This window comes from Caulobacter segnis (genome assembly GCF_003243465.1).
GTDB lineage: Bacteria > Pseudomonadota > Alphaproteobacteria > Caulobacterales > Caulobacteraceae > Caulobacter > Caulobacter segnis_A.
In genome coordinates, this window is record NZ_QFQZ01000074.1 from 1 (window position 1) to 24,513 (window position 24,513).

General features: G+C 68.0%; 28 protein-coding genes. 8 read left to right on the forward strand and 20 right to left on the reverse strand.

Annotated elements, in window-relative coordinates; translation table 11 throughout:
- The 4 genes from DI526_RS18500 to era form a co-directional block, all read right to left on the reverse strand.
- The coding region (locus DI526_RS18500; RefSeq protein WP_304281082.1) for a hypothetical protein at nt 1–114 on the reverse strand (114 nt) is incomplete at its 3' end.
- A 52-nt stretch (nt 115–166) separates the two neighbouring features.
- Complete coding sequence (recO, locus tag DI526_RS18505) at nt 167–898, reverse strand: DNA repair protein RecO (protein ID WP_304281043.1); 732 nt, start codon at nt 896–898, stop codon at nt 167–169.
- Nucleotides 899–1,750: an arylamine N-acetyltransferase gene (locus DI526_RS18510; protein ID WP_304281044.1), complete on the reverse strand. Its 852-nt coding sequence runs from the start codon at nt 1,748–1,750 to the stop codon at nt 899–901.
- On the reverse strand, nt 1,743–2,693 hold the full coding sequence (gene era, locus DI526_RS18515) for a GTPase Era (protein WP_304281045.1): 951 nt from the start codon (nt 2,691–2,693) through the stop codon (nt 1,743–1,745). Before era ends, DI526_RS18510 begins: the two co-directional genes overlap by 8 nt.
- Before the next feature lie 118 nt (nt 2,694–2,811).
- On the opposite strand from era, the gene DI526_RS18520 reads away from it, so the two are divergent.
- A complete protein-coding gene (locus tag DI526_RS18520; RefSeq protein ID WP_304281047.1) occupies nt 2,812–4,077 on the forward strand; it encodes an Nramp family divalent metal transporter in 1,266 nt (421 codons plus the stop codon).
- A gap of 2 nt (nt 4,078–4,079) precedes the next feature.
- Here the strand turns inward: DI526_RS18520 and rnc are convergent, their stop codons facing one another.
- The 6 genes from rnc to pyrE all read right to left on the reverse strand — a co-directional run bounded on the left by rnc (nt 4,080) and on the right by pyrE (nt 7,798).
- Nucleotides 4,080–4,775, reverse strand: coding sequence for a ribonuclease III (rnc, locus tag DI526_RS18525; protein WP_304281048.1), 696 nt, complete (start codon nt 4,773–4,775; stop codon nt 4,080–4,082).
- Between the two features lie 9 nt (nt 4,776–4,784).
- Nucleotides 4,785–5,624, reverse strand: a complete 840-nt coding sequence (lepB, locus tag DI526_RS18530; RefSeq protein WP_304281049.1) for a signal peptidase I — start codon at nt 5,622–5,624, stop codon at nt 4,785–4,787.
- Nucleotides 5,625–5,748: 124 nt separating this feature from the next.
- Complete coding sequence (locus tag DI526_RS18535; RefSeq protein ID WP_304281051.1) at nt 5,749–6,042, reverse strand: hypothetical protein; 294 nt, start codon at nt 6,040–6,042, stop codon at nt 5,749–5,751.
- Between the two features lie 12 nt (nt 6,043–6,054).
- On the reverse strand, nt 6,055–6,456 hold the full coding sequence (gene acpS, locus DI526_RS18540) for a holo-ACP synthase (RefSeq protein WP_304281053.1): 402 nt from the start codon (nt 6,454–6,456) through the stop codon (nt 6,055–6,057).
- Nucleotides 6,453–7,208: a pyridoxine 5'-phosphate synthase gene (locus DI526_RS18545; RefSeq protein WP_304281055.1), complete on the reverse strand. Its 756-nt coding sequence runs from the start codon at nt 7,206–7,208 to the stop codon at nt 6,453–6,455. Before DI526_RS18545 ends, acpS begins: the two co-directional genes overlap by 4 nt.
- Before the next feature lie 5 nt (nt 7,209–7,213).
- Entirely contained in the window at nt 7,214–7,798 is a 585-nt protein-coding gene (pyrE, locus tag DI526_RS18550; protein WP_099535916.1) for an orotate phosphoribosyltransferase, read from the reverse strand.
- Between the two features lie 80 nt (nt 7,799–7,878).
- On the opposite strand from pyrE, the gene DI526_RS18555 reads away from it, so the two are divergent.
- Nucleotides 7,879–8,286: an NUDIX domain-containing protein gene (locus DI526_RS18555; RefSeq protein ID WP_304281057.1), complete on the forward strand. Its 408-nt coding sequence runs from the start codon at nt 7,879–7,881 to the stop codon at nt 8,284–8,286.
- Here DI526_RS18555 and DI526_RS18560 read toward each other — a convergent pair.
- The 3 genes from DI526_RS18560 to folK all read right to left on the reverse strand — a co-directional run bounded on the left by DI526_RS18560 (nt 8,283) and on the right by folK (nt 11,572).
- The gene (locus DI526_RS18560) at nt 8,283–10,502 is read right to left on the reverse strand and encodes a bifunctional (p)ppGpp synthetase/guanosine-3',5'-bis(diphosphate) 3'-pyrophosphohydrolase (RefSeq protein ID WP_304281059.1); all 2,220 of its coding nucleotides are present in this window, start codon (nt 10,500–10,502) and stop codon (nt 8,283–8,285) included. The genes DI526_RS18555 and DI526_RS18560 overlap by 4 nt on opposite strands.
- Before the next feature lie 95 nt (nt 10,503–10,597).
- Nucleotides 10,598–10,957, reverse strand: a complete 360-nt coding sequence (rpoZ, locus tag DI526_RS18565) for a DNA-directed RNA polymerase subunit omega (protein ID WP_004619634.1) — start codon at nt 10,955–10,957, stop codon at nt 10,598–10,600.
- Between the two features lie 126 nt (nt 10,958–11,083).
- The gene (gene folK, locus DI526_RS18570) at nt 11,084–11,572 is read right to left on the reverse strand and encodes a 2-amino-4-hydroxy-6-hydroxymethyldihydropteridine diphosphokinase (RefSeq protein ID WP_304281084.1); all 489 of its coding nucleotides are present in this window, start codon (nt 11,570–11,572) and stop codon (nt 11,084–11,086) included.
- A gap of 47 nt (nt 11,573–11,619) precedes the next feature.
- Between folK and DI526_RS18575 the strand changes: the two genes are divergently transcribed.
- A complete protein-coding gene (locus tag DI526_RS18575; protein WP_304281063.1) occupies nt 11,620–12,216 on the forward strand; it encodes an NYN domain-containing protein in 597 nt (198 codons plus the stop codon).
- 1 nt (nt 12,217) lies between these two features.
- Entirely contained in the window at nt 12,218–12,895 is a 678-nt protein-coding gene (locus DI526_RS18580) for a uracil-DNA glycosylase (protein ID WP_304281064.1), read from the forward strand.
- On the opposite strand, the gene DI526_RS18585 is transcribed toward DI526_RS18580, so the two are convergent.
- The 4 genes from DI526_RS18585 to glpK all read right to left on the reverse strand — a co-directional run bounded on the left by DI526_RS18585 (nt 12,892) and on the right by glpK (nt 17,438).
- On the reverse strand, nt 12,892–13,842 hold the full coding sequence (locus tag DI526_RS18585) for an alpha/beta hydrolase (RefSeq protein ID WP_304281065.1): 951 nt from the start codon (nt 13,840–13,842) through the stop codon (nt 12,892–12,894). The two genes, DI526_RS18580 and DI526_RS18585, sit on opposite strands and share 4 nt — an antisense overlap.
- Nucleotides 13,728–14,828: a Gfo/Idh/MocA family protein gene (locus tag DI526_RS18590; protein WP_304281066.1), complete on the reverse strand. Its 1,101-nt coding sequence runs from the start codon at nt 14,826–14,828 to the stop codon at nt 13,728–13,730. The genes DI526_RS18585 and DI526_RS18590 overlap by 115 nt, the downstream gene beginning before the upstream one ends.
- Entirely contained in the window at nt 14,825–15,877 is a 1,053-nt protein-coding gene (locus DI526_RS18595; RefSeq protein WP_304281067.1) for an SMP-30/gluconolactonase/LRE family protein, read from the reverse strand. The genes DI526_RS18590 and DI526_RS18595 overlap by 4 nt, the downstream gene beginning before the upstream one ends.
- A gap of 70 nt (nt 15,878–15,947) precedes the next feature.
- Nucleotides 15,948–17,438 carry a glycerol kinase GlpK gene (glpK, locus tag DI526_RS18600; protein ID WP_304281069.1) on the reverse strand — a complete coding sequence of 497 codons (1,491 nt, stop codon included), beginning with the start codon at nt 17,436–17,438 and terminating at the stop codon, nt 15,948–15,950.
- A gap of 137 nt (nt 17,439–17,575) precedes the next feature.
- Between glpK and DI526_RS18605 the strand changes: the two genes are divergently transcribed.
- The 3 genes from DI526_RS18605 (at nt 17,576) to DI526_RS18615 (ending at nt 20,055) form a co-directional block, all read left to right on the forward strand.
- A complete protein-coding gene (locus tag DI526_RS18605; RefSeq protein ID WP_304281071.1) occupies nt 17,576–18,661 on the forward strand; it encodes a DUF2336 domain-containing protein in 1,086 nt (361 codons plus the stop codon).
- Nucleotides 18,662–18,692: 31 nt separating this feature from the next.
- Nucleotides 18,693–19,475, forward strand: a complete 783-nt coding sequence (locus DI526_RS18610; RefSeq protein ID WP_304281086.1) for an NAD kinase — start codon at nt 18,693–18,695, stop codon at nt 19,473–19,475.
- A 91-nt stretch (nt 19,476–19,566) separates the two neighbouring features.
- Nucleotides 19,567–20,055: an Hpt domain-containing protein gene (locus tag DI526_RS18615; protein WP_304281073.1), complete on the forward strand. Its 489-nt coding sequence runs from the start codon at nt 19,567–19,569 to the stop codon at nt 20,053–20,055.
- On the opposite strand, the gene DI526_RS18620 is transcribed toward DI526_RS18615, so the two are convergent.
- Genes DI526_RS18620 through folD form a run of 3 tightly spaced genes read right to left on the reverse strand, consistent with a single transcriptional unit; the run spans nt 20,052 to nt 22,723 of the window.
- Nucleotides 20,052–21,455, reverse strand: coding sequence for a D-arabinono-1,4-lactone oxidase (locus DI526_RS18620; protein WP_304281074.1), 1,404 nt, complete (start codon nt 21,453–21,455; stop codon nt 20,052–20,054). The genes DI526_RS18615 and DI526_RS18620 overlap by 4 nt on opposite strands.
- 15 nt (nt 21,456–21,470) lie before the next feature.
- Nucleotides 21,471–21,830: a cytochrome c5 family protein gene (locus tag DI526_RS18625; RefSeq protein WP_304281076.1), complete on the reverse strand. Its 360-nt coding sequence runs from the start codon at nt 21,828–21,830 to the stop codon at nt 21,471–21,473.
- Nucleotides 21,830–22,723 carry a bifunctional methylenetetrahydrofolate dehydrogenase/methenyltetrahydrofolate cyclohydrolase FolD gene (folD, locus tag DI526_RS18630; protein WP_304281078.1) on the reverse strand — a complete coding sequence of 298 codons (894 nt, stop codon included), beginning with the start codon at nt 22,721–22,723 and terminating at the stop codon, nt 21,830–21,832. The genes DI526_RS18625 and folD overlap by 1 nt, the downstream gene beginning before the upstream one ends.
- Before the next feature lie 102 nt (nt 22,724–22,825).
- On the opposite strand from folD, the gene DI526_RS18635 reads away from it, so the two are divergent.
- Nucleotides 22,826–24,349, forward strand: coding sequence for an aldehyde dehydrogenase family protein (locus tag DI526_RS18635; RefSeq protein ID WP_304281080.1), 1,524 nt, complete (start codon nt 22,826–22,828; stop codon nt 24,347–24,349).
- The last annotated feature ends 164 nt before the right edge of the window (nt 24,350–24,513 follow it).

Consider the following 24,513-nt stretch of genomic DNA (forward strand, 5'->3'; position numbering starts at 1 on the left):
CTGCGACAGCGCCTTGCCGGTCTCCAGAGGGATCGACAGGGCGGCGACGGCCGCGCCGCCGAACACGGTCAGCAGACGGCGGCGGCTGAGGGCGTAGCGATCGAGGACGGACATGGCGAAACTCCGGAAACGAGAGTTTCGCGATAGCGTCGCTGTGTGACGGTTCTTAGAGCCTGCCGGCCTCGGCTAGGCGATCCAGCAGCCAAAGCCGCGCCGGCGGGATCGGCCTGTTCAGCGGGCCGAACACGAACTGCTCCAGGAAGTGGCCGGTAATGTCGAGCCCGGCTTTCACGTCGCCTTCCGAGAGGCCGCCTTGCGAGGACAGCATGAACGGCGGTAGGGGCAGCAGCTTGTCGTGATAGGGCCGTCCCGCCTCGCGGCTGACGGCGCGACCGGTGCGCGGGCTGACATAGACGAGATCGTCGAAAACGCCCGTCGCCGCGCACTTCGAGAGGTCCAGGCCGAAACCCAGCTCCTGCAGGAGTCCCGCCTCGTAGCGGACATAAACCGCCGGCCAGATTTCCGGCACTTCCAGCACCCGGATCAGGGCTTCCAGCGCGTGGAAAGCGCCAGGATGCGTCTCGCGCTCCGGCAGAGCCGCGGCGGCGACAGCGGCGGCGGCGGAAAGACCGGCTAGCGCCAGACGATCGTCGAACAGCACCGAGGGCCCCTCGCCGATCGGCTCCAGGCTCGCCGAGCCAAGCTGGTCCGACACGCGAGCCCGATATCGCGCGATGACCCGCGCGCCCGGCTGCAGGAACGGCTTCATCTTGCGCGAAGCCGCGCCGGCCACGTGAGCGGCGAACTTGCCGCGATCCTGGGTGAGCAGCTCGACGATCGCGCCGGTTTCGCCGTGCGCGCGGGCGGACAGGACGTAGGCTTCGTCCTCCCACTCCATCTAGGTCGGCGTCCCCCAGGCCACGACCTTTTCCAGCACCGGGCGCCAGTCTGGTTCCACTGGTAGGCCGATCACATCGCGCAGGGTCGCTTCCAGCTCATCGACGGAAAGATCGCGCTGCTCGACCACTGCGCCGGTCACGTCGCGATGGGTGAAGCGGTTGTTCTTCAGGGCGTAGCGCGCGGTCGGCGTGGTGCGCCCGACCGTCATGCTCCAGGTGAAATGCGAGCTGGGATGGGTGTAGGTGAAGTAGTTGGCCTGTTCGTAGTCGATGTCGGCCCAAGCGCCCTTGGCCACCTGATACAGCGGCGCCCACTTGCCCGACAGATTGGCCTGCACCTGCCGCTCGGCCACGCCCCCAAGCTCGACATCGACGATGCGGAACTGGCCGTGAGGCGTGTCCTGGTTCTCGTCGGAGAACAGCTTCAGGGGTCCGGTCAGCACGCAGCCGCCAAAGCCGTTATCGACCAGCCAGGTCTCGCCCTCGAGCTCGACGCCCAGCACCATGTGCGAGCGCGGGCGCGGCGACGCGCCTTCGGGAACCAGCCACTGGACTCGGGCCATCAGGCCCTCGACCTGGAAGCCCAGAGCCGTCAGGACGCGCTTCAGCAGGCCGTTCTGCTCGTAGCAATAGCCGCCCCGCCCCGCCGCGATCAGCTTGGCGTCGATATCCGCTGGGACGATGCTGACGCCCCGCCCTAGCAGGACGTCGAGGTTCTCGAACGGAATTGCGTCCGGGTGCTTCAGCGTCAGCGCGCGCAGCACCGCCAGGGTCGCCTCGCGCGGACCGTCATAGCCGATGCGCTTGAAGTAAGCGTCGAGATCGACGATCGGCGCGGGCGCGTCAAACATCGAAGTCGAGCCCGATGTCGCTGAACAGACCGCGCTCCTCGGCCCAGTTCTCCTTGACCTTCACGTGCAGGAACAGGTGCACCTTGCGATCGAGGATCTCGCAGAGCTCCTCGCGCGCGGCTTGGCCGATCCACTTCAAAGTCTGGCCGCCCTTGCCGATCACGATCACGCGCTGGCCGTCGCGCTCGACCAGGATGGTCTGCTCGATGCGGACGCTGCCGTCCTTGCGCTCCTCGAAGGCCGTCGTCTCGACCGTGGCGGCGTAGGGCAGCTCCTCGTGGACGCGGAGATAGACCTTCTCGCGGGTGATCTCGGCGGCCAGCAGGCGGGCCGGCAGATCGGCGGTCTGGTCTTCCGGATAGAGCCAGGGTCCTTCCGGCATCATGGTCACGAGCTTGGCGGTGAGGTCCTCGACGCCCGCGCCGGTCGCGGCGCTGATCATGAAAACGTCGGTATAGACGCCGGTGTCGAAGAAGTCCTTGGCGACGGCCAGCAGGGTGTCGCGCTTGACGCCGTCAATCTTGTTCAGCGCCAGGATCACCTTGCGATCGGCGGCCTTCAGGCCCTCGATGATGGTCTGAACGTCCTGGGCCGAGCGGTATTCGCCGGGCGTGGCCTTGTCGGCGCGGGCGGCCAGTTCAGCCTGCACGTCGACGAGATGGACGGTGGCTTCGGCCTCTTCCGAGCCAGCCCACGCGGCGCGGACCATGGCGCGGTCCAGGCGCCGGCGCGGGCTGAAGATGCCGGGGGTGTCGACCAGAACGATCTGGGTGTCGCCGGCGATGGCCACGCCGCGCACGGGGAAGCGGGTGGTCTGGACCTTCTGGGTGACGATCGAGACCTTGGCCCCGACCATGCGGTTGACCAGGGTGGACTTGCCGGCGTTCGGCGCGCCGATGATGGCCGCAAAGCCGGCGCGAGTTTGGGAGGTGGTTTCAGTCATTGCGCGTGCGTGTAGCACCAATGGATCGGAAAATCCCGCCCCGCCTGCCTTGTGATCGCCGCTAAGCTGGGCCTTGGTCTGGCTAATCGCCACGGCGAATACGGATTCGGGAGATCTCATGCCCTCGACGGACTCGGCCCTGCCCACGCCCAAGGTCCTTCGAAACCTGGGCCCCGGCCTGATCACCGGCGCGGCGGACGACGATCCCAGCGGCATCGCGACCTATTCCCAGGCCGGCGCCCAGTTCGGCCTGAACATGCTGTGGACGGTGGTGCTGACCTATCCGCTGATGGTCGCCATCCAGTCGATCAGCGCGCGGATCGGCCGGGTCACCGGACACGGCCTTTCCACCAACCTGGCGCGTGTTTTCCCGCGTTGGCTTGTGATGGGGCTGGTGGCCCTGCTGTTCATCGGCAACGCGATCAATATCGGCGCTGACCTTGCGGCCATGGGCGCGGCGGCGCGCCTTGTGACGGGCTGGAACGAGCACGCCCTGACCATAGGGTTCGCGGTCGTCAGCCTGACCCTGCAAGTTTTCGTGCCCTATCACCGCTATGTGAAGCTCTTGAAATGGCTGACCATGGCGCTGTTCGCCTATGTCGCCGTCGTCTTCACCGTGAAGATCGACTGGGCGCAGGTCGCGCTGCACACGATCGCGCCGCAACTGCCCAAGAGCGGCTGGATCGTCATGGTCGTCGCTGTATTTGGCACCACGATCAGCCCCTACCTTTTCTTCTGGCAGAGCTCGGAGGAAGTCGAGGAGGAGGAAGCCAAGGGCGAAGCCCCGCTGATCGAAAACCCGAGGAAGGCGCGCGCGGAGTTGGAACGGATCCGCTGGGACACCCTGGTCGGCATGGGCGTATCGAACCTCATCGCGTTCTTCATCATCCTCACAACGGCCGTGACCCTGCACGCCCGCGGCGTCACCGACATCCAGACCTCCGCCCAGGCGGCCGAGGCCTTGCGTCCGGTCGCCGGAGAGCTCGCCTTCTTCCTGTTCGCTTTGGGCATTGTGGGCACTGGACTGCTGGCGGTGCCGGTGCTCGCCGGCTCGGTCGGCTACGCCCTGGGTGAGCTACGAGGCTGGAAATGCGGGCTTGAGCATAAGCCGACCGAGGCCAAGGCCTTCTACATCGTGATCGCGACCGCGGTCGTGATGGGGCTGCTGGTTGACTATTCTGGCCTGGATCCGATCAAGGCGCTGTTCTGGAGCGCGGTGATCAATGGTGTCATCTCGGTGCCGATCATGGCCGCAATGATGGTTGTCGCCAGTCGCAAGGCGCAGATGGGAATCTTCGTGGCCACGCCGGCCCAGAAGATCTTTGGCTGGGTGGCCACCGCGGTGATGGCGGCGGCCGTCATCGGCATGTTCGTCGCCGCGTAGCCTCAGCCCGCCCGCTCACGCTCCAGCAGAGCCTTGGCGGCCGCCTTTTCGGCCTCCTGGCGCGACCTGCCCTTGGCGATGGCCGGATCGACGCCGCTCACCACGACCTCGACGGTGAAGACCGGCGCATGGTCGGGGCCCGTGCGATCGAGCACCCGGTAGGTCGGCAGCGGCCGCCCCTTGCCCTGCGCCCACTCCTGCAGCGCGGTCTTCGGATCGCGGGGACGCCCCTCGCCCGCCCGCTCGAACTCGTCGGCCCAGAGGCTGAGGAACACGCGACGCGCCGTATCGAGGCCACCGTCCTGATAGAGCGCGGCCATCAGGGCCTCGGTCGCGCCGGCCAAGATCGACTCCGTCTCGCGGCCGCCGATCTTGCTGGACGAGGCCGACAGCCGCAGGGCCGGCCCCAGCTCCGCGGCGCGAGCCACGCGGGCGCAGGTCTCCCGGCTGACGAGAGCATTCAGGCGCGGCGCGAGCTCGCCTTCCTTGGCCTTCGGGAACCGCTCGGCCAGGGCCTCGGCGGCGAGCAAGCCCAGAACGCGGTCGCCGATGAACTCCAGCACCTCGTTGTCACGCACCTTCTTGGCGCCGTCGCCGACGCTGGCGTGCGTGAGGGCGCGCTCAAGAAGCTCGCGGTCTTCGAACTGATGGCCGATCCGACGCTCCAGGTCGCCGACGGCGGCGGCCCGTCTATCCATGACGAAAGATCACTTCAGCACGTGGAAGAAGCGGCTGGGACGCGCGTCCAGGAACCAGGTCCAGGGCTTGAACAGGCTGGCCTCGGCGTTCCAGGACAGCAGGATGATCTGGGCGCGGCCGACTAGGTTCTCTTCCGGCACGAAGCCGACGCCGACCTCGTCGCCGATGTACTGGTCGAGCTCGTAGTCCCACTTGCAGGCGCTGGTCTTGAATGGCGAGACGCCCGGATCGAAGCGGCTGTCGGCCGAGTTGTCGCGGTTGTCGCCCATGAAGAAGTAGCAGCCGGCCGGAACGGTGTAGACGCCGGTATTGTCGCCGCGGCTGTCAGGGCCGAAGTCCTGGGTCTTGTACTGGCGGCCTTCGGGATTGGTTTCCTCGAAGCGCTGGACCTGCTGGGTGAAGCCGTAGCCGGTGTCGACCAGAGCCGGCGGCAGGGCTTTTCGCGGCAATTCCTTGCCGTTGATGAAGACGGCGCCGCCACGGATCTGGATCTTGTCGCCGGGCAGGCCGATCAGGCGCTTGATGTAGTCGGTGCGATTGTCGCGCGGCAGCTTGAAGACGATGATGTCTCCGCGATTGGGCGCGTGACCGAAGATGCGGCCCTTGATGATCGGCGGGCTGAACGGGATCGAGTGGCGGCTCCAGCCGTAGCTGAACTTCGACACGATAATGTAGTCGCCCTGATAGAGGTTGGGCTCCATCGAGGCCGACGGGATCGTGAACGGCTGGAACAGCAGGACCCGCAACACCAGGGCGATGCCCAGGGCGTAGGCGACGGTCTTGATGATCTCGATGAGCTCGGCGACGGCGCCCTTTTCTGCGGGCGGTGGCGTGTCGACGTCGGTCATGCGGGCGCTGAGCTCTTCGAAAAGGACGTTCCGGCGAACCGGATGTGGCCTTGCTAGACGGGCTTGCCGCGACGGGCAAGAGCGGCGCGTTAGCTTGGCTTTGCGGCGAGGATGCGGCGCAGGTCTAGTTGGTCTCGGGAAGTCGGCGGATCTCTACTGTTCCGCCGGTCTCGTAGACCGGATTGCCGACAAGGCAACTTGCCGCGTCCTCCAGGTCCTCGGCGCTGATCCTGAGAAAGCCCGTCAATCGATCCGATAGAGGCCCTGCAGGCGCCCCGCGCCGGAAGCAGGCTCCTTCACCTATGGCGCTGCCGCCACGCAGGCGCCCCGCAGCGACCAGCTGTTCGATATAGGGCGCCCATTCAGCGGCGCGTTCACCCGCGCCATCGCCGTGCATCAGCAGGATGTAGTCCGCCAAAAGGGGCCTCCGTCACACCTTGGGAAGCGCTTCGATGATCACGAAGGCCTGAGCGTAGGGGTGATCGTCAGTCAGGGACAGATGGATTACAGCCTCCATGCCCTCTGGCGTCATCTCCCTCAAGCGTTCCAACGCGCCGCCGGTCAGGGCCATGGTCGGCTTGCCCGAGGGAAGGTTCACCACGCCCATGCCGGCCAGATGCACGCCGCGCTTCAGGCCCGTGCCGAGCGCCTTGGAGCAGGCTTCCTTGGCGGCGAAACGCTTGGCGTAGCTGGAAGCGCGGTCGGGTTTTCGCTCGGACCGCTTGCGCTCGATCTCGGTGAAGACCTTGTTGGTGAAGCGCTCGCCGAAGCGCTCAAGGGACTTCTCGATCCGGCGGATGTCGCAGAGATCCGAGCCGATCCCGATGATCATGCGGCCAACTCCACCCGCGCCGCGTCCATCAGAGCGCGCATGCGCTGGATGGCCTGGGGCAACCCCACGAAGATCGCCTCGCCGATCAGGAAGTGGCCGATGTTCAGCTCGGCGATCTGCGGAATGGCGGCGATCGGCTTGACTGTGGCGTAATCGATGCCGTGGCCGGCGTGGACCTCCAGCCCCAGCTCGGCGGCCAGCGCTGCGCCCGCCTTGAGCCTTTGCAGGATCGCCTCGGCGCGTTCCGTTTCGCCCGCCCGCGCGGCGTCGCAATAGGCGCCGGTGTGCAGTTCGATGACCTGAGCGCCCGCCGCCACGGAGGCTCGGATCTGCTCGGGATCGGGCTCGATGAACAGCGAGACCCGCGCGCCGACCGTGCGTAGCCGCGCCGTGGCGGCGGCGATCCGGGCCTGGCCCTTGATCACGTCGAGGCCGCCTTCGGTGGTGACCTCCTCGCGCCGCTCAGGCACCAGGCAAGCGGCGTGCGGCTTGGCCCCGAGGGCGATCTCGACCATTTCGTCGGTCACGGCCATCTCGAAGTTCAGCGGCTTGCCGCGCTTGTGGCAGAGGTCGGTCAGCACCGCGATGTCGGCGTCGCTGATGTGCCTGCGGTCTTCCCGCAGGTGCGCGGTGATGCCGTCGGCCCCCGCGGCCAGCGCCAGCTCGGCGGCGCGCACAGGTTCGGGATAGTAGGAGCCACGCGCGTTCCGGATCGTCGCCACGTGATCGATGTTGACGCCCAGACGCAGCATGGAGATCAGCCCTTCAGTCGGCGGCTGCCGGGATCCTCGATCGGGATCGCGGCCAGCTCCGGCGGCAGGGCGTCGGCCGGATAGGCCGGGACTTCCAGGCTGGCCAGGGCGACCAGCGGCACGCCGACATCGGCCTTGCCGCCCGAGCGGTCGACGATGCAGGCCGCCGCGACGACGTCGCCGCCGGCGTCCTTGATGGCCTGGATGCATTCGCGCGACGACAGGCCCGTCGTGACGATGTCCTCGACCATCACGACCTTCTGGCCGGGCTCCAGGTGGAAGCCGCGACGGAATTTGAAGCTTCCGCCCTCGCGCTCGACATAGATCGACGGCACGTTCAGGTGACGCGCAGTCTCGTACCCGGGAATGATGCCGCCGACGGCCGGCGAGACGGCGACGTCCACCTGGCCCACCGTCGCGATGATCTTCTGCGCCAGGGCCTTGCAGAGACGCTCGCAGCGCTCGGGCCGCATGAACACCAGGTTCTTCTGCAGGAAGACCGGGCTGTGAAGGCCGCTGGACAGCACGAAGTGGCCTTCGCGCAGAGCGCCGGCGGCGCGGAATTCGTCGAGGACGTCGTCGTTGGTCATGGGCCGTGGATATAGCCCAGCCGGCCGAGTCTACAAACGGCCGCTTGCGGAGCCGCGCGGTTTAAGGCTCTACCGCCTGCATGACCGAAGAGATTCAACGCCCCCGCGTCGGATGCGGCGCCGCCATCCTCGACGACCAGGGCCGCCTGCTGCTGGTCAAGCGGGTCAAGAACCCCGAGGCCGATCACTGGGGCGTGCCCGGCGGCAAGCTCGACTGGGGCGAAGCGGCCCATGTCTGCGCCGAGCGCGAAACCCATGAGGAACTCGGCATAACGCTCAAGGCGGGCAAGGTCCTCGCGGTCACCGACATGGTCGCGCCGGACTACCACTGGGTGGCGATCACCTACGCGGTCGAGAGCTGGGAAGGCGAGCCTTCGATCCAGGAGGCTCACGCCCTCCATGAATGGGGCTGGTTCGCCTTGGACGCCCTGCCCTCGCCGATGACAGCCGGCGCGCTCGACGCCGTAGCGGCCTTTCGGAAGGCCTAGCCGCGCGTACGATCCACGGTCTCGACCGACGGGCAAGCCCGAAGCGCGGCCTGGATATTGGTCAGGTGCTTGGCGTCGCGGACTTCGACATCGATGTCGGTGTCGAAGAAGTCGCTCTGCCGGTGGTGCATCCGCAGATTGACGATGTTGCCGCCGGCCTCGCCGATGATCGTGCAGACTTGGCCCAGCACGCCTGGGGCGTTCTGGATCGTGGCGTGCAGGCGGGTCATCGAGATCGTCGAGCGCTCGGCTTCCGGGGTCCAGGTCAGGTCCCGCCACAGTTCCTCGCGGTCCTCGTATTCCGCCAGCCGCGGACAGTCGATCGTGTGGACGTCCAGCCCCTCGCCGTCTTCACGCAAGATGCCGACGATGCGGTCGCCAGGCACGGGGCTGCAGCAGTGAGCGAAGTGCAGGGAAACGCCCGGCGTCAGACCGCCGCCGCGCACATAGAGCCGCGCCGCCTCCTGACCGCCCTCGATCTTGCGGCGAGCCGTGGCGGCCTCGCGCTCGGAATCCTTCATGCCCGGATAGGCGGTTTCCAGGACCTGGCTGGGCGAGACCCGGCCGCGCCCGACAGCGTCGAACAGGGCCTCGTCGCCGTCCAGGACGAAGCGCTCCAGGATCGGCCGCAGCGACACGTCCTTCAGCTTCTTGCCGGCGCGCTCGAAGACCTGCTCCAGCGAGGCCCGCCCCAGACGCAGGAACTCTTCCTTCTCGGTCTGGCGGATATGGCGCCGAATGGCCGAGCGCGCCCGGCCCGTGACCGTCAACGAGCGCCAGTCCGGCGGCACCACCGGCTTGGAGCCCCGCACCACCTCGACCACGTCGCCATTGACCAGCGGCGTGCGCAGCGGCTTCAACTCGCCGTTGATCTTCACGCCGATGCAAGTGTCGCCGACGCTGGTGTGGACGGCATAGGCGAAGTCCAGCGGCATGGCCCCGCGCGGCAGGCTGACCAGCTTGCCCTTCGGGGTAAAGACGAACACCTGGTCGAGGAACATCTCGAGCTTGGCGTGCTCGACCAGTTCCTCGCTGTCGCCGCCGTGCTCCAGCACCTGGACCAGCTGGCGCAGGTTGGCCAGCGGATCGCGGCCGCCGGCGGCCTCCATGCCTTCCAGGTCGAGACCGTAGGAGGCGTCCTTGTAGCGGAAGTGGGCCGCGACGCCCTCTTCGTTGACGCGGTCCATGGCCTCGGTGCGGATCTGCATTTCGATGCGCATGCCGCGCGGGCCGACCACGGTGGTGTGCAGCGAGCGGTAGTTGTTCCGCTTCGGCGTCGAGATGTAGTCCTTGAAGCGGTCCGGCACGCTAGACCACGCGCGGTGCACCACGCCCAGGGCGCGGTAGCAGTCCTCCTCGCTGTCGACGATCACGCGGAAGGCGTAGATGTCCGACATCTGGGAGAAGCCGATCGACTTGCGCTGCAGCTTTCGCCAGATCGAATAAGGCGACTTTTCGCGACCGAAGACCCGCGACGGCAGGTTGGATGACTCCAGGCGCGCCGAGATCTCCTGGCTGACCAAGGCCACCGCCCCGCCCTGCTCCTCGCGCAGAGCGTCCAGGCGGCGCACGATGGCGTCACGGGCGACCGGGTTGGTATGCTGGAAGGACAGCTCCTCCAGCTCCACGCAGATGCGATGGCAGCCGATGTTGCGGGCCAGCGGGGCGTAGATGTCGCGCGTCTCACGCGCGATGCGCTCGCGCTTGGCCTGGTTCTTGATGAAGTGCAGCGTCCGCATGTTGTGCAGACGGTCGGCCAGCTTGACCAGCAGGACGCGGACGTCCTTGGAGATGGCCAGGATGAACTTGCGAAGGTTCTCGGCCTGACGCGTGTGCTCGGCCTGGAGCTCCAGCTTCGACAGCTTGGTGACACCCTCGACCAGTTCGGCGATCTCCTCGCCGAACAGCTGGGCGATCTCTTCCTTGGTGACCGGGGTGTCCTCGATCACGTCGTGCAGCAGCGCCGTGACGATGGTCGCGGTGTCGAGCCGGTATTCGGTGAGGATGCCCGCCACCTCGATCGGGTGGGCGTAGTAGGGATCGCCGCTGGCCCGGGTCTGCGACCCGTGCATGCGCATGGCGTAGACGTAGGCGCGGTTTAGCAGCGCCTCGTCCGCCGTCGGGTCATAGGCGTGGACCCGCTCGATCAGTTCGTACTGGCGAAGGAATTTGGGACGCGGCTTGGCGGGCGCGGCCGTCGGCTCGGCGGGGGCCACAGACGACGACGCGCCCGATTCGGAATCGGGCGCGCGTTGGGATGAAGCGGTGTCGGAGACCGCTTCCAGGGTCAGAGGGTCTGCGCCTTCGGGGCTCAGTACCGCTCCTCCTGGCCGCCGTCGCGGTCGCTCTGCAGAGCGCGGACCAGTTCCAGCTCGCTCATCTGCATGTGGCTCGGATCGGCCAGCAGGGCCAGGGTCTCGGCCTCTTCCTCGGCTTCGGTGTGCTCGTCGACGCGTTGCAGCGTGGTGATCAGGTGCTCCTTGAGCCCTTCGTGATCGATCACGTCGTCGGCGATCTCGCGCAGAGCCACGACCGGGTTCTTGTCGTTGTCGCGGTCGACCATCAGGGCCGCGCCGGCCGAGATGCCGCGCGCGCGGTGCGCCGACAGCAGGACGAGCGCGAAGCGGTTCGGAACCTTCTCGACGCAATCTTCGACGGTGACGCGGGCCATGAGTTCCTCGGGCTGCCGGTTATCGATCGCAAAATAGGCTTCCGTGCGGCGACACGCAACGCCGCGCACGATCATCAGCTTTCGCGAGCGGGCGCTTATGCCCGCTTCGAAGGGCGATGTCCAGACTTAGCGATGTTCGTAGGGTTGCGCGTCGCGGCCGACTGTCGCGGTCGCCGCCATCTGGCGGGCGGTCCGGCCGCTGGCCGGATGGGTCCAGTCGGGCGCCAACTCCGCCAGGGGCCCCATGACGAATAGCCGCTCGTGCGCCCTGGGATGCGGCACGACGAGGTCGCCAGCCAGCACGCTCCGGCCATGGGCTACAAGATCAAGGTCGAGGGTGCGGGCGGCGTTGGCCTCCCCCCTCGCCCGCCCGAAGCGCGCCTCGATCCGATGCAGGGCCGCCAGGGTTTCGGCGGGCGGCAGCGCCGTGCGCACCAGCGCGACGCCATTGAGGTATTCCGGCCCCTTCGGATCCGGCCAGGCGGCCGAGCGCCACCACCCGGACCGGGCGACCACCTCCAGCCCCTCTGCCGGCAGGGCGTTCAGGGCAGCTTCCAACAAGGCCGCGCGACTCGTATAGGCTCCAGCCAGATTGCAGCCGAGCGCCACGATCACGGCCTCGTCCAAGCCATTTTCAGCGACCTGATTTTTCAAGGATTACCGTGACCTTCTATCCGACCGACCGCATCGCCCTGTTCATCGACGGAGCCAATCTCTATTCCGCCGCCAAGGCGCTGGGCTTCGATATCGACTACCGCAAGCTGCTGGACGAGTTCAAAAAGCGCGGCGTCCTGATCCGGGCCTATTACTACACCGCTATCGCCGAGAACGACGACTATTCGCCGATCCGTCCTCTGGTGGACTGGCTGGACTATAACGGCTTCACCCTGGTGACGAAGCCGGCGCGCGAGTTCACCGACAGCCAGGGCCGCAAGCGTTGGCGCGGCGACATGGACATCGAGATCGCGGTCGACATGCTGCAGATGGCCGAGACCGCCGACCACCTTGTGCTGTTCTCGGGCGACGGCGACTTCCGCGCCCTGGTCGAGGCCGTGCAGCGCAAGGGCCGCCGCGTCACCGTCGTCTCGACGATGAAGAGCCAGCCGCCGATGACCAGCGACGACCTGCGTCGCCAGGCCGACAACTTCGTCGACCTGGCCGATCTGGGAAACATTATCGGCCGGCCCCAGCGCGTCCAGACCCGCCAGATGTCCGACAATCGCACCCCGGCCGAGCGTGAAGCCGAGGACGAATACTGAGATGTCCCAGCCGTCCAACATCGCCGGCGAGGTCGTGCCGAACCCGGCGGAGCCGCCGCGCGACTGCCCGCTGTGTCCGCGCCTCGTCGCCTATCGCCGCGAGAACCAGGAGCTCTATCCGGACTGGTTCAACGGCCCCGCCCCCTCGTTCGGCGACAGGGACGCGCGGCTGCTGGTCGTGGGCCTCGCCCCCGGTCGCAAGGGCGCCAACCGAACGGGCCGGCCGTTCACCGGCGACTATGCCGGGACCCTGCTCTACGACACCCTGATCAAGTTCGGCTTCGCCACCGGCAAGTTCGAGGCCCGGCCCGATGACAGCCTGAAACTGGTCGGCAGCGCCGTGACAAACGCTGTCCGCTGCGCCCCGCCCGGCAACAAGCCCGAGACCTCGGAAGAGAACAATTGCCGGCCGTTCCTGACGACGCGGCTGGAGATGTTCCCGAACCTGAAGGCCATCGTCACCCTGGGGGACGTCTCGCGCCGCAACGTGCTGAAGGCCCTGGGCCTGAAGGCCTCGGCCGGCGTTCCGGGGCACGGCTCGGAGTTCCAAGCCGGGCCGTATCGGATCTTCAACAGCTATCACTGCTCGCGGCTCAACACGAACACCGGCCGCCTGACGACGCCGATGTTCGAGGACCTGTTCGCGCGGGTGAAGGCCTACCTGGACGAAGCCGCCTAGCGCGGCTTCATCCAGCCGTTGTCGTTCAGCCAGTCGACCAGCAGGTTCGGCCAATGCTTGAACGAGGCCTGCTCCTTGCGCAGGCCCATATTGAAGGCGTGGCCCCCGGCCTGGAACAGGTGCAGCTCGACTGGAACCTTGGCGGCGCGGAACTTGGGCAACAGGTCGACCAGCGGCGCCGAGCAGCATTCGTCGTCATTGGCGGCGACCATGAACGCCGGCGGCGCATCGGCCGGAACCTTGTCGGGCACGCCCAAGGGGCCCGGATAGACCAGGACCTGGAAGTCCGGCCGCGCGCTGACGGCGTCGATCGTGTCGACCTTCGGATCGCCGGGCTTCGCGCCCTGGTAGATCTCCAGGTTCGCGGTCTCGCCGCCCGCCGAGAAGCCCATCAGCCCGATCCGCTTGGGATCGACACCGTACTCAGCGGCATGGGCGCGAACCCAGCGGACGCCGCGGACCGCATCCTGGCGCGCGTGCTCGATCGTGTAGGGCGAGCCCTCCTCGCGGAACAGCCGATACTTGACGACGAAGACCGCCACGCCGGCCGGGTTCAACACCTTGGCGACGTCCGAGCCTTCGGATCGGATCACCAGGATCCGGTGACCGCCTCCCGGCAGCACGACCAGCGCCGCGCCGGTGGCGACCTCCTTCGGCGGGAGATAGACCGTGACCGACGGGTTGTTGATGCTCCTCAGCCAGTAATCGCCGGGAACCTCGGGCATGTCCTTGCGGCTCTCGAACCCCGGCGCGCCGTTCGGCCAGAGCGGGATCTGCTGCTGGGCCAGGGCCGCGCTGGGCGCCAGCAGCGCCGCCGCCAGGATCAGTCCCTTCACAGCCTCACCGTGCGGCCTTCGCGAGCCGCGCGGTAGATGGCTTCGATGATGCGAACGTCCTTGAGCCCCTCCTCGCCACTGACGATTGGCTCGCGGTTGGTCAGGATGCACTCGGAGAGGTGGTCCAGCTGGGCCGAGAACTGGTTCTTCGGCTGCGGGGCCGGCTCGCGTTGCGTAGGAGGACCGCCTAGCGCGGTCCGCATCGTCTGGCCCTGATAGGGGGTGGCCGGATCGAGCTCGATGAAGCCCTTCGGTCCCGAGACCCGGTAGCGGTTGAAGTTGGCGGTGTAGGCCGAGCCGCATTGCGCCGTGGCGCCCGAGGGGAACAGGAGCTGGAAGTTGATGATGTCTTCCACCTCCTTGAACCGAGGGTTGGAACGGTCGGTCGACTCCATGGCGTTGACGGCCACCGGCTCCTCGCCGGTCAGGTAGCGCGCGGCGTTCAGGCTGTAGATGCCGATGTCCATCAGGCTGCCGCCGCCCGACAGCGCCTTCTTCAGCCGCCACTGGGTGGGGTCGCCGATCGTGAAGCCATGGTCGGTCGAGATGTGCCGCACCGGGCCGATGGCGCCATCGCGGATCAGCTTGATGGCCTCGATATTGTGGGCCTGGAAGCGGCTGCGATAGCCGATCATCAGCTTGCGACCCGCCCTCTTGCAAGCCGCGATCATCGCCTCGCAGTCGGCGGCCGAGGTCGCCATCGGCTTTTCGCACATGACGTGCTTGCCCGCCCTGGCCGCGCGCTCGGTGAAGGTGCGGTGCAGGCTGTTGGGCGTGATGACGTAGACGATGTCGACGTCGGGATTGTCGACGATCTTGTCGAAGGTTTCGTAGCTGTAGCGGTGGCTTTCCGGGATGCCGTATTGCTCGCCGAACGTCTTGAGCTTCTCAGGCGTCCCGCTGACCAGGGCGACGAGCTTGGAATGCTCGCACTCGGCGAAGCGCGGCATGATGATCTTGGTCGCGTAATAGCCGAGGCCCAGGATCGCGTAGCCGAGCTTGCGGTCGGATTGGCGGGCCATGGCGTTCAGAGGGCTGGCCGCGGCGGCCAGCGCCAGGCCCGAAGCGACAAAGGTTCGCTTGGTGATCGTGCTCATCGCTTGGCTCCCGTGAGGCCCGACGTCAGGGTGCGGACCCGCGCCAGGACGTGATTGGCGGTCAGGAACAGCGTGTGACCGTCCTCGCCGAACGTGCAGTTGGCGATCGGGAAGCCGGTCTCGATCACGCCCAGAAGCTTGGCCTCCGGCGTCAGGATCAGGACCCCGCCCGGCCCGGTCGCGAACAGACGGCCTTCGGCGTCCACCCGCATCCCGTCGGGCAGCCCAGGACCGCCCGCCTTCTGCAAATCGCTGGCGTCGAAGAAGACCTTCCGCGCGAGCGGCAGTCCATCGCGACCAAGGTCGTAGGCCATGATGACCGGGCCCTTGGGATCGGACACCGCCACATAGAGGCGTTTCTCGTCCGGCGACAGGGCGATACCGTTTGGAAAGGTCAGCTTGTCGTCGACCAGCGTCACCTCGCCATTCGGGCGACGCAGATAGACGCCGTTGAACGGCAGCTCCTTGACCGGCGAGGCGTCCAGGCCTTCCAGCCCGTAGGGCGGATCGGTGAAGTAGATCGAGCCCTTCAGCTCGCCCAGACGAGCGACGACCAGGTCGTTGGGGCTGTTGAACCGCTTGCCCTGATAGCGATCGGCCAACACGGTCTTGGCCTTGGTCTTCAGATCGACCTTCGAGACCGCGCGATTGCCGTGATCGCAGACCAGCAGTTCGCCGGCCAGCGACAGAGTCATGCCGTTGGTCCCAGGCTCGCGGAACGTCTTGGTCGGCGGACCGGCGTAGCCGGAGGGCTGAAGAAAGACGGTCTTCCCGTCCTTTTCGCTCCACCGGTACATGACGTTGCCCGGCACGTCCGAAAACAGAAGATAGCGACCATCGGCGATCCAGACCGGCCCTTCGGCCCACGTGATCCCGTCGGCGAGTTGCTCGATCGCCGCGTCGGGCGCGATCACCGCGTCCAGCTCCGGCGACAACCGCCGGATGCGTCCGATCTTAGGGTAGGCCGGCGTCGCGGCGTTGGCGGTCATTGATCCTCCTCCGGCGATCAGGGCGGCTCCGGTGGCGAGCACGGCGCGTCGGGTCGTCATGGTGGCGGTCTCCGCTTCTTGGTTCGGGGCTTACAGATCATGACAGCGATGTCACGGCAACGGCCAAACGTCATGACCTGACGCGCGGCACGGCGTCGAGCCAACGCGCATAGGCGGCTTCGCGTTGGTGCTCGTCCAGGGCGGGCGTGAGCGTCTCCGCGGCCGGGCTGATCTCGGCGGCTTCCTCGACGTTCGCATAGACGCCGGCGCCGACCCCGGCGAACAGCGCCGCCCCCAGGGCCGTCGTCTCCTGATAGCTCGACCGACGCACAGAGACCCCAGTCAGATCCGCCAGCCTCTGCGAGAACCAGGCGCTCTTGGACATGCCGCCGTCGATGCGCAGCTGCGCGGCTTCGCCAAACGCGCTCGGCGCGTCGGCCCGCATCGCTTCGATCAGGTCGCGGCTCTGCAGGGCGCAGGCGTCGAAGGTCGCGGCGGCGATTTCCGGGAGGCCCGCGTCCCGCGTCAGGCCGAAGATAGCGCCGCGCGCACCGGCGTCCCACCACGGCGCGCCAAGGCCGGTGAAGGCCGGCACCACGACGACGCCGTGATCGGTCCGGGCCGCGCGCGCCAGAGCCTCCGCCGCCCGTGGGCCTCCCGTGACGCCAAGGCCCTCGCCCAGCCATTGGATCGCCGCGCCGGCGGCGAAGATCGATCCCTCCAGCGCATAGGTGGTCTTGCCGCCCACCCGCGCCGCCACGGTCGTCAGCAGGCGCGAACGCGAGACGCACTGCGTCTCGCCCGTATTGAGCAGCATGAAACAGCCGGTGCCGTAGGTCGCCTTCATCTGGCCGGCCGACACGCATCCCTGCCCCATCAGCGACGCCTGCTGGTCGCCGGCCACGCCCCGGATGGCGATGGGCCTGCCCAGAAGCTGTGGATCGGTTGCGCCGTAGTCGTCGACGCAGTCCAGGACCTTCGGCAGCAAGCTCGCCGGCACGTCGAACATCGCCAGCATCTCGGCGGACCAATCCTGAGCGCCGATGTCGAACAGAAGGGTCCGCGAGGCGTTCGTCGCGTCGGTGGCGTGAACGGCGCCGCCCGTCAGCCGCCAGATCACCCAGCAGTCCATGGTTCCGCAAAGCAGGTCCCCGGCCTCGGCCCGAGCCCGGGCGCCGGGGACATGATCGAGCAGCCAAGCGATCTTCGTCGCCGAGAAGTACGGATCCAGCAGCAGGCCGGTGACCTCGGCCACCCGCGCCTCGCGCCCTTCCACCTTGAGCTTGGCGCAGACGTCGGCCGTTCGCCGATCTTGCCAGACGATCGCGGGATGAATGGGACGCCCGGTCCGCCGATCCCAGACCACAATCGTCTCACGCTGGTTGGTCAAGCCGATCGCCGCGATGTCCGCCGCTCGTCCCGAGGTTTCCGCCGCCTCTCGCAGCACGGCCACGCAAGCGGCGTAGATCTCTTCGGCGTCGTGCTCGACCCAGCCGTCCCTAGGATAGCTCTGCCGGAGCGGCCGCGAAGCCTCGGTCAGGGATCGTCCCTCACGGTCGAACAGGATGGCTCGCGTGCTCGTGGTGCCCTGGTCGAGAGCCAGGATCAGGTCTTGCGCCATCAAATTCCTCCGCCCGCGTTCGCTAGGACGCGTCGATCGTTTTTAAGCATGTTTTCATTTGCCGTTCGCAAGGTCATCCTTATCGCGTGTCGGATTCGAGGAGTCGGGCCATTTCAGCCGTCGAGATCTCCGCGCTCATGACGCTGGCTCGTAGCCGCGAGCCGGGAGATCGCGAGCGTCTGCTTAGCGGGATCATCGATCTGTGCGAGGCGGGACGCGCCCGCGGCGAGCCGACTCACCCCGACGTCCAGGCCCTGCTCAACTCCATCTTCATGACCCTGGTCGTCGAGGCCGAGCGCGACATCCGGCATCGCCTCTCCGAGCGCCTCGCCGACGCTGACTGGGCGCCGTCGGCGCTGATCAACATCATGGCGCTGGACGATATCGAGATCGCCCGGCCGATCATCGCCCGCAGCCCAGTTCTAAAAGACAACGATCTCGTTCGACTGCTCGTCCAGGCGACGCTGGAGCACCAGATCGAGATCGCTCGTCGCCCACGCCTGTCGCCACCGGTGATCGACGCGATTATCGAGCGCAACGAGCCGGCGGTTCTCACGGCCCTGGCGTCGAACCAAACGGCGGACATCTCCGACGGCGCGATGCAGCGGCTGATCGACCGCTCGCGCGACGTGGTGGCCCTGCGCTCACCGCTGGCCCGCCATCCCCGGATGTCCAGTGACCTGGCGGAACAGCTCTACCTGCTGGTCGGCCACGCATTGCGCGAGGCCCTGGCCACCCGGTTCAATCTCGACACGGCTCGCCTGCAGGCCGCGCTGGAAGAAACGCTGCGCGCCGTCCACCGCGGAGATCCGCAGGATGAGGGCGCCCTCGACGAAGAAGACGGCGACCGCGAGGAGATGGAGCGCTCGCTGATCGAGAAGCTGGACTCCGCCGGTCAGCTTCGTCCCGGTTATCTGCTGCGCGTGCTTCGCGAAGGGCGGCTGCAGCTGTTCGTCATGGCCCTGGCGCGTCTTGGCCAGTTCGAGCCGCCGCAGGTCCGCCGGGCCATCGACAGCGGCAAGCCCGAACTGCTGGCCCTGGCCTGCTCGGCCGTCGGTATCGACCGCAGCGTGTTCCCGACCATCCTGGACCATGTGCGTCAGTTGAACGGCGGCCGTCCGGGCGGCGGCGACGAAGGCCTTCGCCGCGCCGGCAGCGCCTTTGGCCCCTTCACGCCGGACATCGCCGGCATGGCCTTCCGCCAGGCCGTCGGCGCGGTTTGACAAGCGCGCGGGCTTGCCGCCTCTTGGCCGCATGTACCAGCCGCAACCCTTCGTGACTCGCCTGGCCTTCAAGTCCAGCGACCGGCCCGAAGCCCAGGAGGCGCGTGAACGGCTCGTCGCCCGTTATGGCGATGTCGGCGAAGAGAACGCCCAGGTCATCGTGGCCCTCGGCGGCGACGGCTTCATGCTGGAGACGCTGCACGAGGCGATCGCCTCGCAGACGCCGATCTACGGCATGAACCGCGGCTCGGTCGGGTTCCTGATGAACGAGTACAGCGAGGACGGCCTTCTCGAGCGGATCAACGCCGCCGAGCGCGCGGTCATCCATCCGCTGGCGATGGTCGCGATCGACGCCCGTCGGACGCAGCACCGGGCCCTGGCCATCAACGAAGTCTCGATGCTCCGCCAGACCCGCCAGACCGCCAAGCTGCGTATCTCGATCGACGGCAAGGTGCGCATGGGCGAGCTGGTTTGCGACGGCGCCCTGCTGGCGACCCCGGCCGGGTCGACCGCCTACAATCTTTCGGCGCACGGCCCGATCATTCCGATCGACGGCCATGTCCTGGCCTTGACCCCGATCAGCGCCTTTCGTCCGCGGCGCTGGCGCGGGGCCCTGCTGCCCCAGTCCGCCCGCGTGACCTTCGAGGTCCTCGAGGCCGACAAGCGGCCGGTCAGCGCCGTCGCCGACAACTTCGAAGTACGAGATGTCATGGAGGTCCACATCTCGGAGGACCGTGGCACGTCGCTGTCGATGCTTTTCGACGCCGGCCGCAGCCTTGAGGAGCGGGTTCTCGCCGAGCAGTTTTCCGCCTGAGACGTTGGGCCGCATGACCCGTGCGGTCTCACTCAATGTTAATGCCTGCTATTGTATCGATTCTGATCATACCGCCGCTGGGGAGGCGATCGTGACGAATAAGACCACCGCAGAGGTGATCCAGGTGCCGAACATGCTGAAGCTCAAGGTGGGCGGCCGTGGCGGCATCGACATGGCCGCGATCGCCAAGGCCGAGGCCGCGCTGAAAAGCCTGTCCGGCAACTTCGCCCAATGGCTGGACGACGAGATCGTCAAGCTGGAGGCCGCGCGCCAGGCCGTCCGCACCGAAGGCCTGAACGCCGAGACGGTCGAGACCCTGTACCTGCGGGCTCACGACCTGAAGGGCCTGGGCGCGACCTACGAGTTCCCGCTGATCACCCGCCTGGCCGCCTCGCTGTGCAAGCTGATCGACGACCCGGCCACGCGCCTGTCGGCGCCGATGTTCCTGGTCGACGCCCACATCGACGCCATCAAGGCCTGCGTTCGCGACGACATCCGCGTCGATACGCACCCGATCGGCCGCCCACTCGTCACCGAGCTGGAAGCCCGCGTCGCCGAGTACCTCGGAAACGCCGCCTAGCTCAGGCCGAACAGCCCCCGCAGGTACGGATTGAGCATCCGGCCCTCGGGGTCCAGCTCCTGGCGCACGGCCAGGAAGTCTTTCCAACGCGGATAAAGCGCCTGCAACTGCTGCCCCCGCAGCGTGTGCAGCTTGCCCCAGTGCGGGCGCCCCTCGTAGCGGCGGAAGATCGGCTCGACCAGACTGTAGAGGAAGCTGAAGTCGTCGCGGTAGTAGGCGTGCACCGCCACCGAACCGCGCGGCCCGCCCTGGAACGGCGAAAGCCAGGCGTCGTCGGGCGCGATGCGCCGGGCCTCGATCGGGAAGAAGACGTCGGGACGCTCCTTCTCGATCATGCGGACCACCTCTTCCAGCGCCTTCAGTTGGTTCTCGGCCGGCAGGTGGAATTCCATTTCGTTGAAGCGCACCGGCCGCTCGGTCGACAGCAGCTTCCAGCCCTCGTCCACGGCGGTCTCAGGCTTGGCGGTCGAGAGCAGAGCCTTGGCGGCGGCCTTGCGCACCGGCGTCGCGAAGCCCAGCAGGTTGCGCAGGCCCTTGAGCGCCTCCAGGAACTCGGTGTCCTGGTCGGGACCACGCGGCAGGGCCGGATCGTCGGTCTCGTCGTGGCTGATGTTCGCGGCAAGCCCCGTGAACGGCACGGCGTAGAACTCGAAGTTGCGATGCTGGGCCCAGCGCGCCTCGGCGTTGGCAAGGGCCTCTTCGAACGGCTCCAGCCAGACGCGGCGGCGCAGGCGGCGATTGGCGCTGGTCCGGATCCGCACCTGGCTGATCACGCCCAGAGAGCCCAGCGAGACACGCGCGGCCTGGAAAATCTCCGGGGTCTTCTCGGCGTCGGCGTCGATGACCTGGCCCGACGGCGTGACCAGCCGCAGGCCGGTGACGTCTCCGTGCAGGGCCGGGATCTTGGCCCCCGTGCCATGGGTCGCCGTTCCGAGCGCGCCGCCCAGCGACTGCTTGTTGATGTCTGGCAGGTTCGGCAGCGCCCGCCCCTTCTCCGCCAGCATCGGGCCCAGCGCGCCCAGCCGCGTGCCCGTGCGGACGATCGCGGCGTCGCCTTCCCAGCCGATGACGCCCGCCATGGCGTCCAGCGAGATCAGCGTGCCGGTCGTCGGCGCGAGCGCGGTGAAGGAGTGCCCTGCGCCCACCGGCCGGATCGGGCCCTGGGCGGTCTTCAGCGCCAGGGCCAGTTCGCCCTCGTCCTTGGGCGCCAGGCGGGCGGCGGGATAGGCGTTCTGGATGCCCGACCAGTTGCGCCAGAGCAGCTTGCCGTCGGCGTTGACCGAAGGCGGAGCCGGCGGCTCGGGCTTGTCTCCGGTGGCGACCTTGTAGGCCGCCGCGCCGCCGGCGACCACCGCCACGCCCGTTCCGCCCGCGATCAGGGCCCCACGCCGCGAGATCATTCCGCCTCCCGATTTTTATCCAGCGGAGTCTTCGCGCCCCGCCATGAACCGTATCAGGGCCTTGAAATCGTCCGGCGTGCAAGTGGCGCATTGGCCGGTCGCCGGCATGGCGTTGAAGCCCTGGATGGCGTGGTCCAGCAGCACGGCCTCGCCCTGCTTCCAGCGCGGATCCCAGGCGGCGCGGTCATGAACCAGCGGCGCGCCCGTCCCCGGAACGGCGTGGCAGGCGTGGCACGAGGTCTCGTACAGGCCGGCCAGTCGCGCCTCGGCCGGGCGCAGCGCCAGGGCCTGCTCGGGCGTGGGCGGCGGCGGGGTCTTGGCCCCGCATGCGGTCAGCATCAGGGCGGAGACGAGAAAAACGCCCGCCCGCGTCATCAAGCTATCCCCGACAGGCGCTTGGCGGCCGTCAGCGTATTGGCCAGCAGGCAGGCGATGGTCATCGGCCCGACTCCCCCCGGCACCGGCGTGATCGCGCCGGCGACCTCGCGCACCTCGTCGAAGGCGACGTCGCCGACAAGGCGAGTCTTGCCCGCCGCCGCCGCGGCCGGATCGCGGGCCGGATAGCGGGTGATGCCGACGTCGATCACCGTGGCGCCCGGCTTGACCCAGTCGGCCTTGACCATCTCGGCTCGGCCCACGGCGGCCACGACGATGTCGGCCTGGCGCACGATGCCCGGCAGGTCCTTGGACCGCGAGTGGGCGATGGTGACGGTGCAGTCGGCGGCCAGCAGCATCTGGGCCATCGGCTTGCCCATCAGGTTCGATCGGCCGATGACGACCGCGCTCTTGCCCGACAGATCACCGAGAGTGTCCTTCAGCAGCATCATGCAGCCCAGCGGCGTGCAGGGCGTCAGGGCCGGCAGCCCGCTGGCCAGGCGACCGGCGTTGGTAACGGTCAGGCCGTCGACGTCCTTGTCCGGCGACAGGGCCGCCACGACGTCCATCTGGCTGATGTGCGGCGGCACCGGGAACTGGACCAGAACGCCATGGATCTTCGGATCGGCGTTCAGCTTGGCGACGACCGCCAGCAGCTCGTCCTGGGTCGTGTCGGCCGGCAGGCGGTGGGTCTCGGAATACATGCCGGCCGCTTCGGTCTGCTCGCCCTTGTTGCGGACATAGACCTGGCTGGCCGGATCCTCGCCGACCAGCACGACCGCCAGACCCGGCGTCACGCCATGCTTGGCCTTCAGCTCGGCCACTTCCTCGGCGATCTTGGCCCGCAGATCGGCCGCGAAGGCCTTGCCGTCGATGAGTTTGCCCTGCGCCATGTCGGTTCTCCTGCTTCCCGCGTCCCTAGCCGCTCGACGCGCGCCGCGCAACGCCACCGCCCAGGACTTGACCCGAACTGCCGAGGAGCGTTTTCCAGGGCCATGACCCAGTCCTTCCCGACTCCCGCCGCCCACGTCCGCGACCTTCTCGACAAGCTGGGCGTTCCCGCGCGCCCCGCCGACGCCGGCCAGCCGGTGCGCAGCCCGATCGACGGCTCGGTCCTGACGCATGTCGTTTTCGACGACGCCCGCCAGATCGAGGCCAAGATCGCCGCCGCCCGCCGCGCCTTCGACGCCTGGCGCGTCGTCCCCGCCCCACGTCGCGGCGAACTCGTCCGCCTCTTCGGCGAAGCGCTGCGCGCGGCCAAGGCGGACCTGGCGGCTCTCGTCACCCTCGAGGCCGGCAAGATCGCCTCCGAGGCCGCCGGCGAGGTCCAGGAGATGATCGACATCTGCGACTTCGCCGTCGGCCTGTCGCGCCAGCTGCACGGCCTGACCATCGCGTCCGAGCGCCCCGGCCACGCCATGCGCGAGACCTGGCATCCTCTGGGTCCGGTCGCCGTGATCAGCGCGTTCAACTTCCCGGTCGCGGTCTGGGCGTGGAACGCGTGCCTGGCCCTCGTCTGCGGCGATCCGGTGATCTGGAAGCCGTCCGAGAAGACGCCGCTGACGGCGCTGGCGACCCACGCGATCCTCGAGCGCGCCCTGGCGCGCTTCGGCGACGCGCCCGAAGGGCTGGCGTCGGTCGTCCAGGGCGGCCGCGACGCCGGTGAGCGCCTGGCCCGCGATCCGCGCATTCCGCTGGTCAGCGCCACCGGCTCGACCCGCATGGGCAAGGCGCTCGCGCCCCTGGTCGCCGAGCGGTTTGGCCGCTCGATCCTGGAGCTGGGCGGCAACAACGCCATGATCGTCACGCCCTCGGCCGACCTCTCTTTGGCCTTGCGCGCCATCGTCTTCTCTGCCGCCGGCACCGCCGGCCAGCGCTGCACGTCCCTGCGTCGGCTGATCGTCCACGAGAGCCTGGTCGACAAGGTCTCCGACGCGGTCGAGACCGCCTTCCAGCGCCTGCCCGTCGGCGACCCGCGCGAGGCCAAGACGCTGCTGGGGCCGTTGATCGACCGAGCGGCCCATGAGGCCTTCGTCGCGGCCATGGACGCCGTGCGGTCCGAGGGCGGGACCGTCAGCGGCGGCGAGCGCCTTCTGGCCGATCAGTGGCCGGAAGCCTTCTATGTCCGCCCGGCCCTGGCGCGCCTGCCCGCCCCGGCGCCCTGCATGCAGCGCGAGACCTTTGCGCCGCTGCTGCACGTCGTCCCGTACGACAGCTTCGACATGGCGGTGGCGATCCAGAACGACGTCCCCCAGGGGCTTTCCTCCTGCGTGATGACCAACGACGTCCGCGAGGCCGAGGCCTTCCTGTCGGCCGCCGGCAGCGACTGCGGCATCGCCAACGTCAACATCGGCCCCTCGGGCGCCGAGATCGGCGGCGCGTTCGGCGGTGAGAAGGAGACCGGCGGCGGCCGCGAGAGCGGCTCCGACAGCTGGAAGCAGTACATGCGCCGCCAGACCGCGACCGTGAACTATTCGGGGGCGCTGCCGCTGGCCCAAGGCGTGCGGTTCGATCTGTAGAGTTCCTCCCCCGTGACACGGGGGAGGAGCTGACTGAAGCGGACATGACTTCTCGGCTTCACGCGATCGCTCGCTGAAGTTGATGGGGAGGCGACGGAGCGGCCGGGCGAACCCGGAGACCGTAAGGTTTGATTGCGTTTCGGCTCGAACGTCCGCTCCGCCAG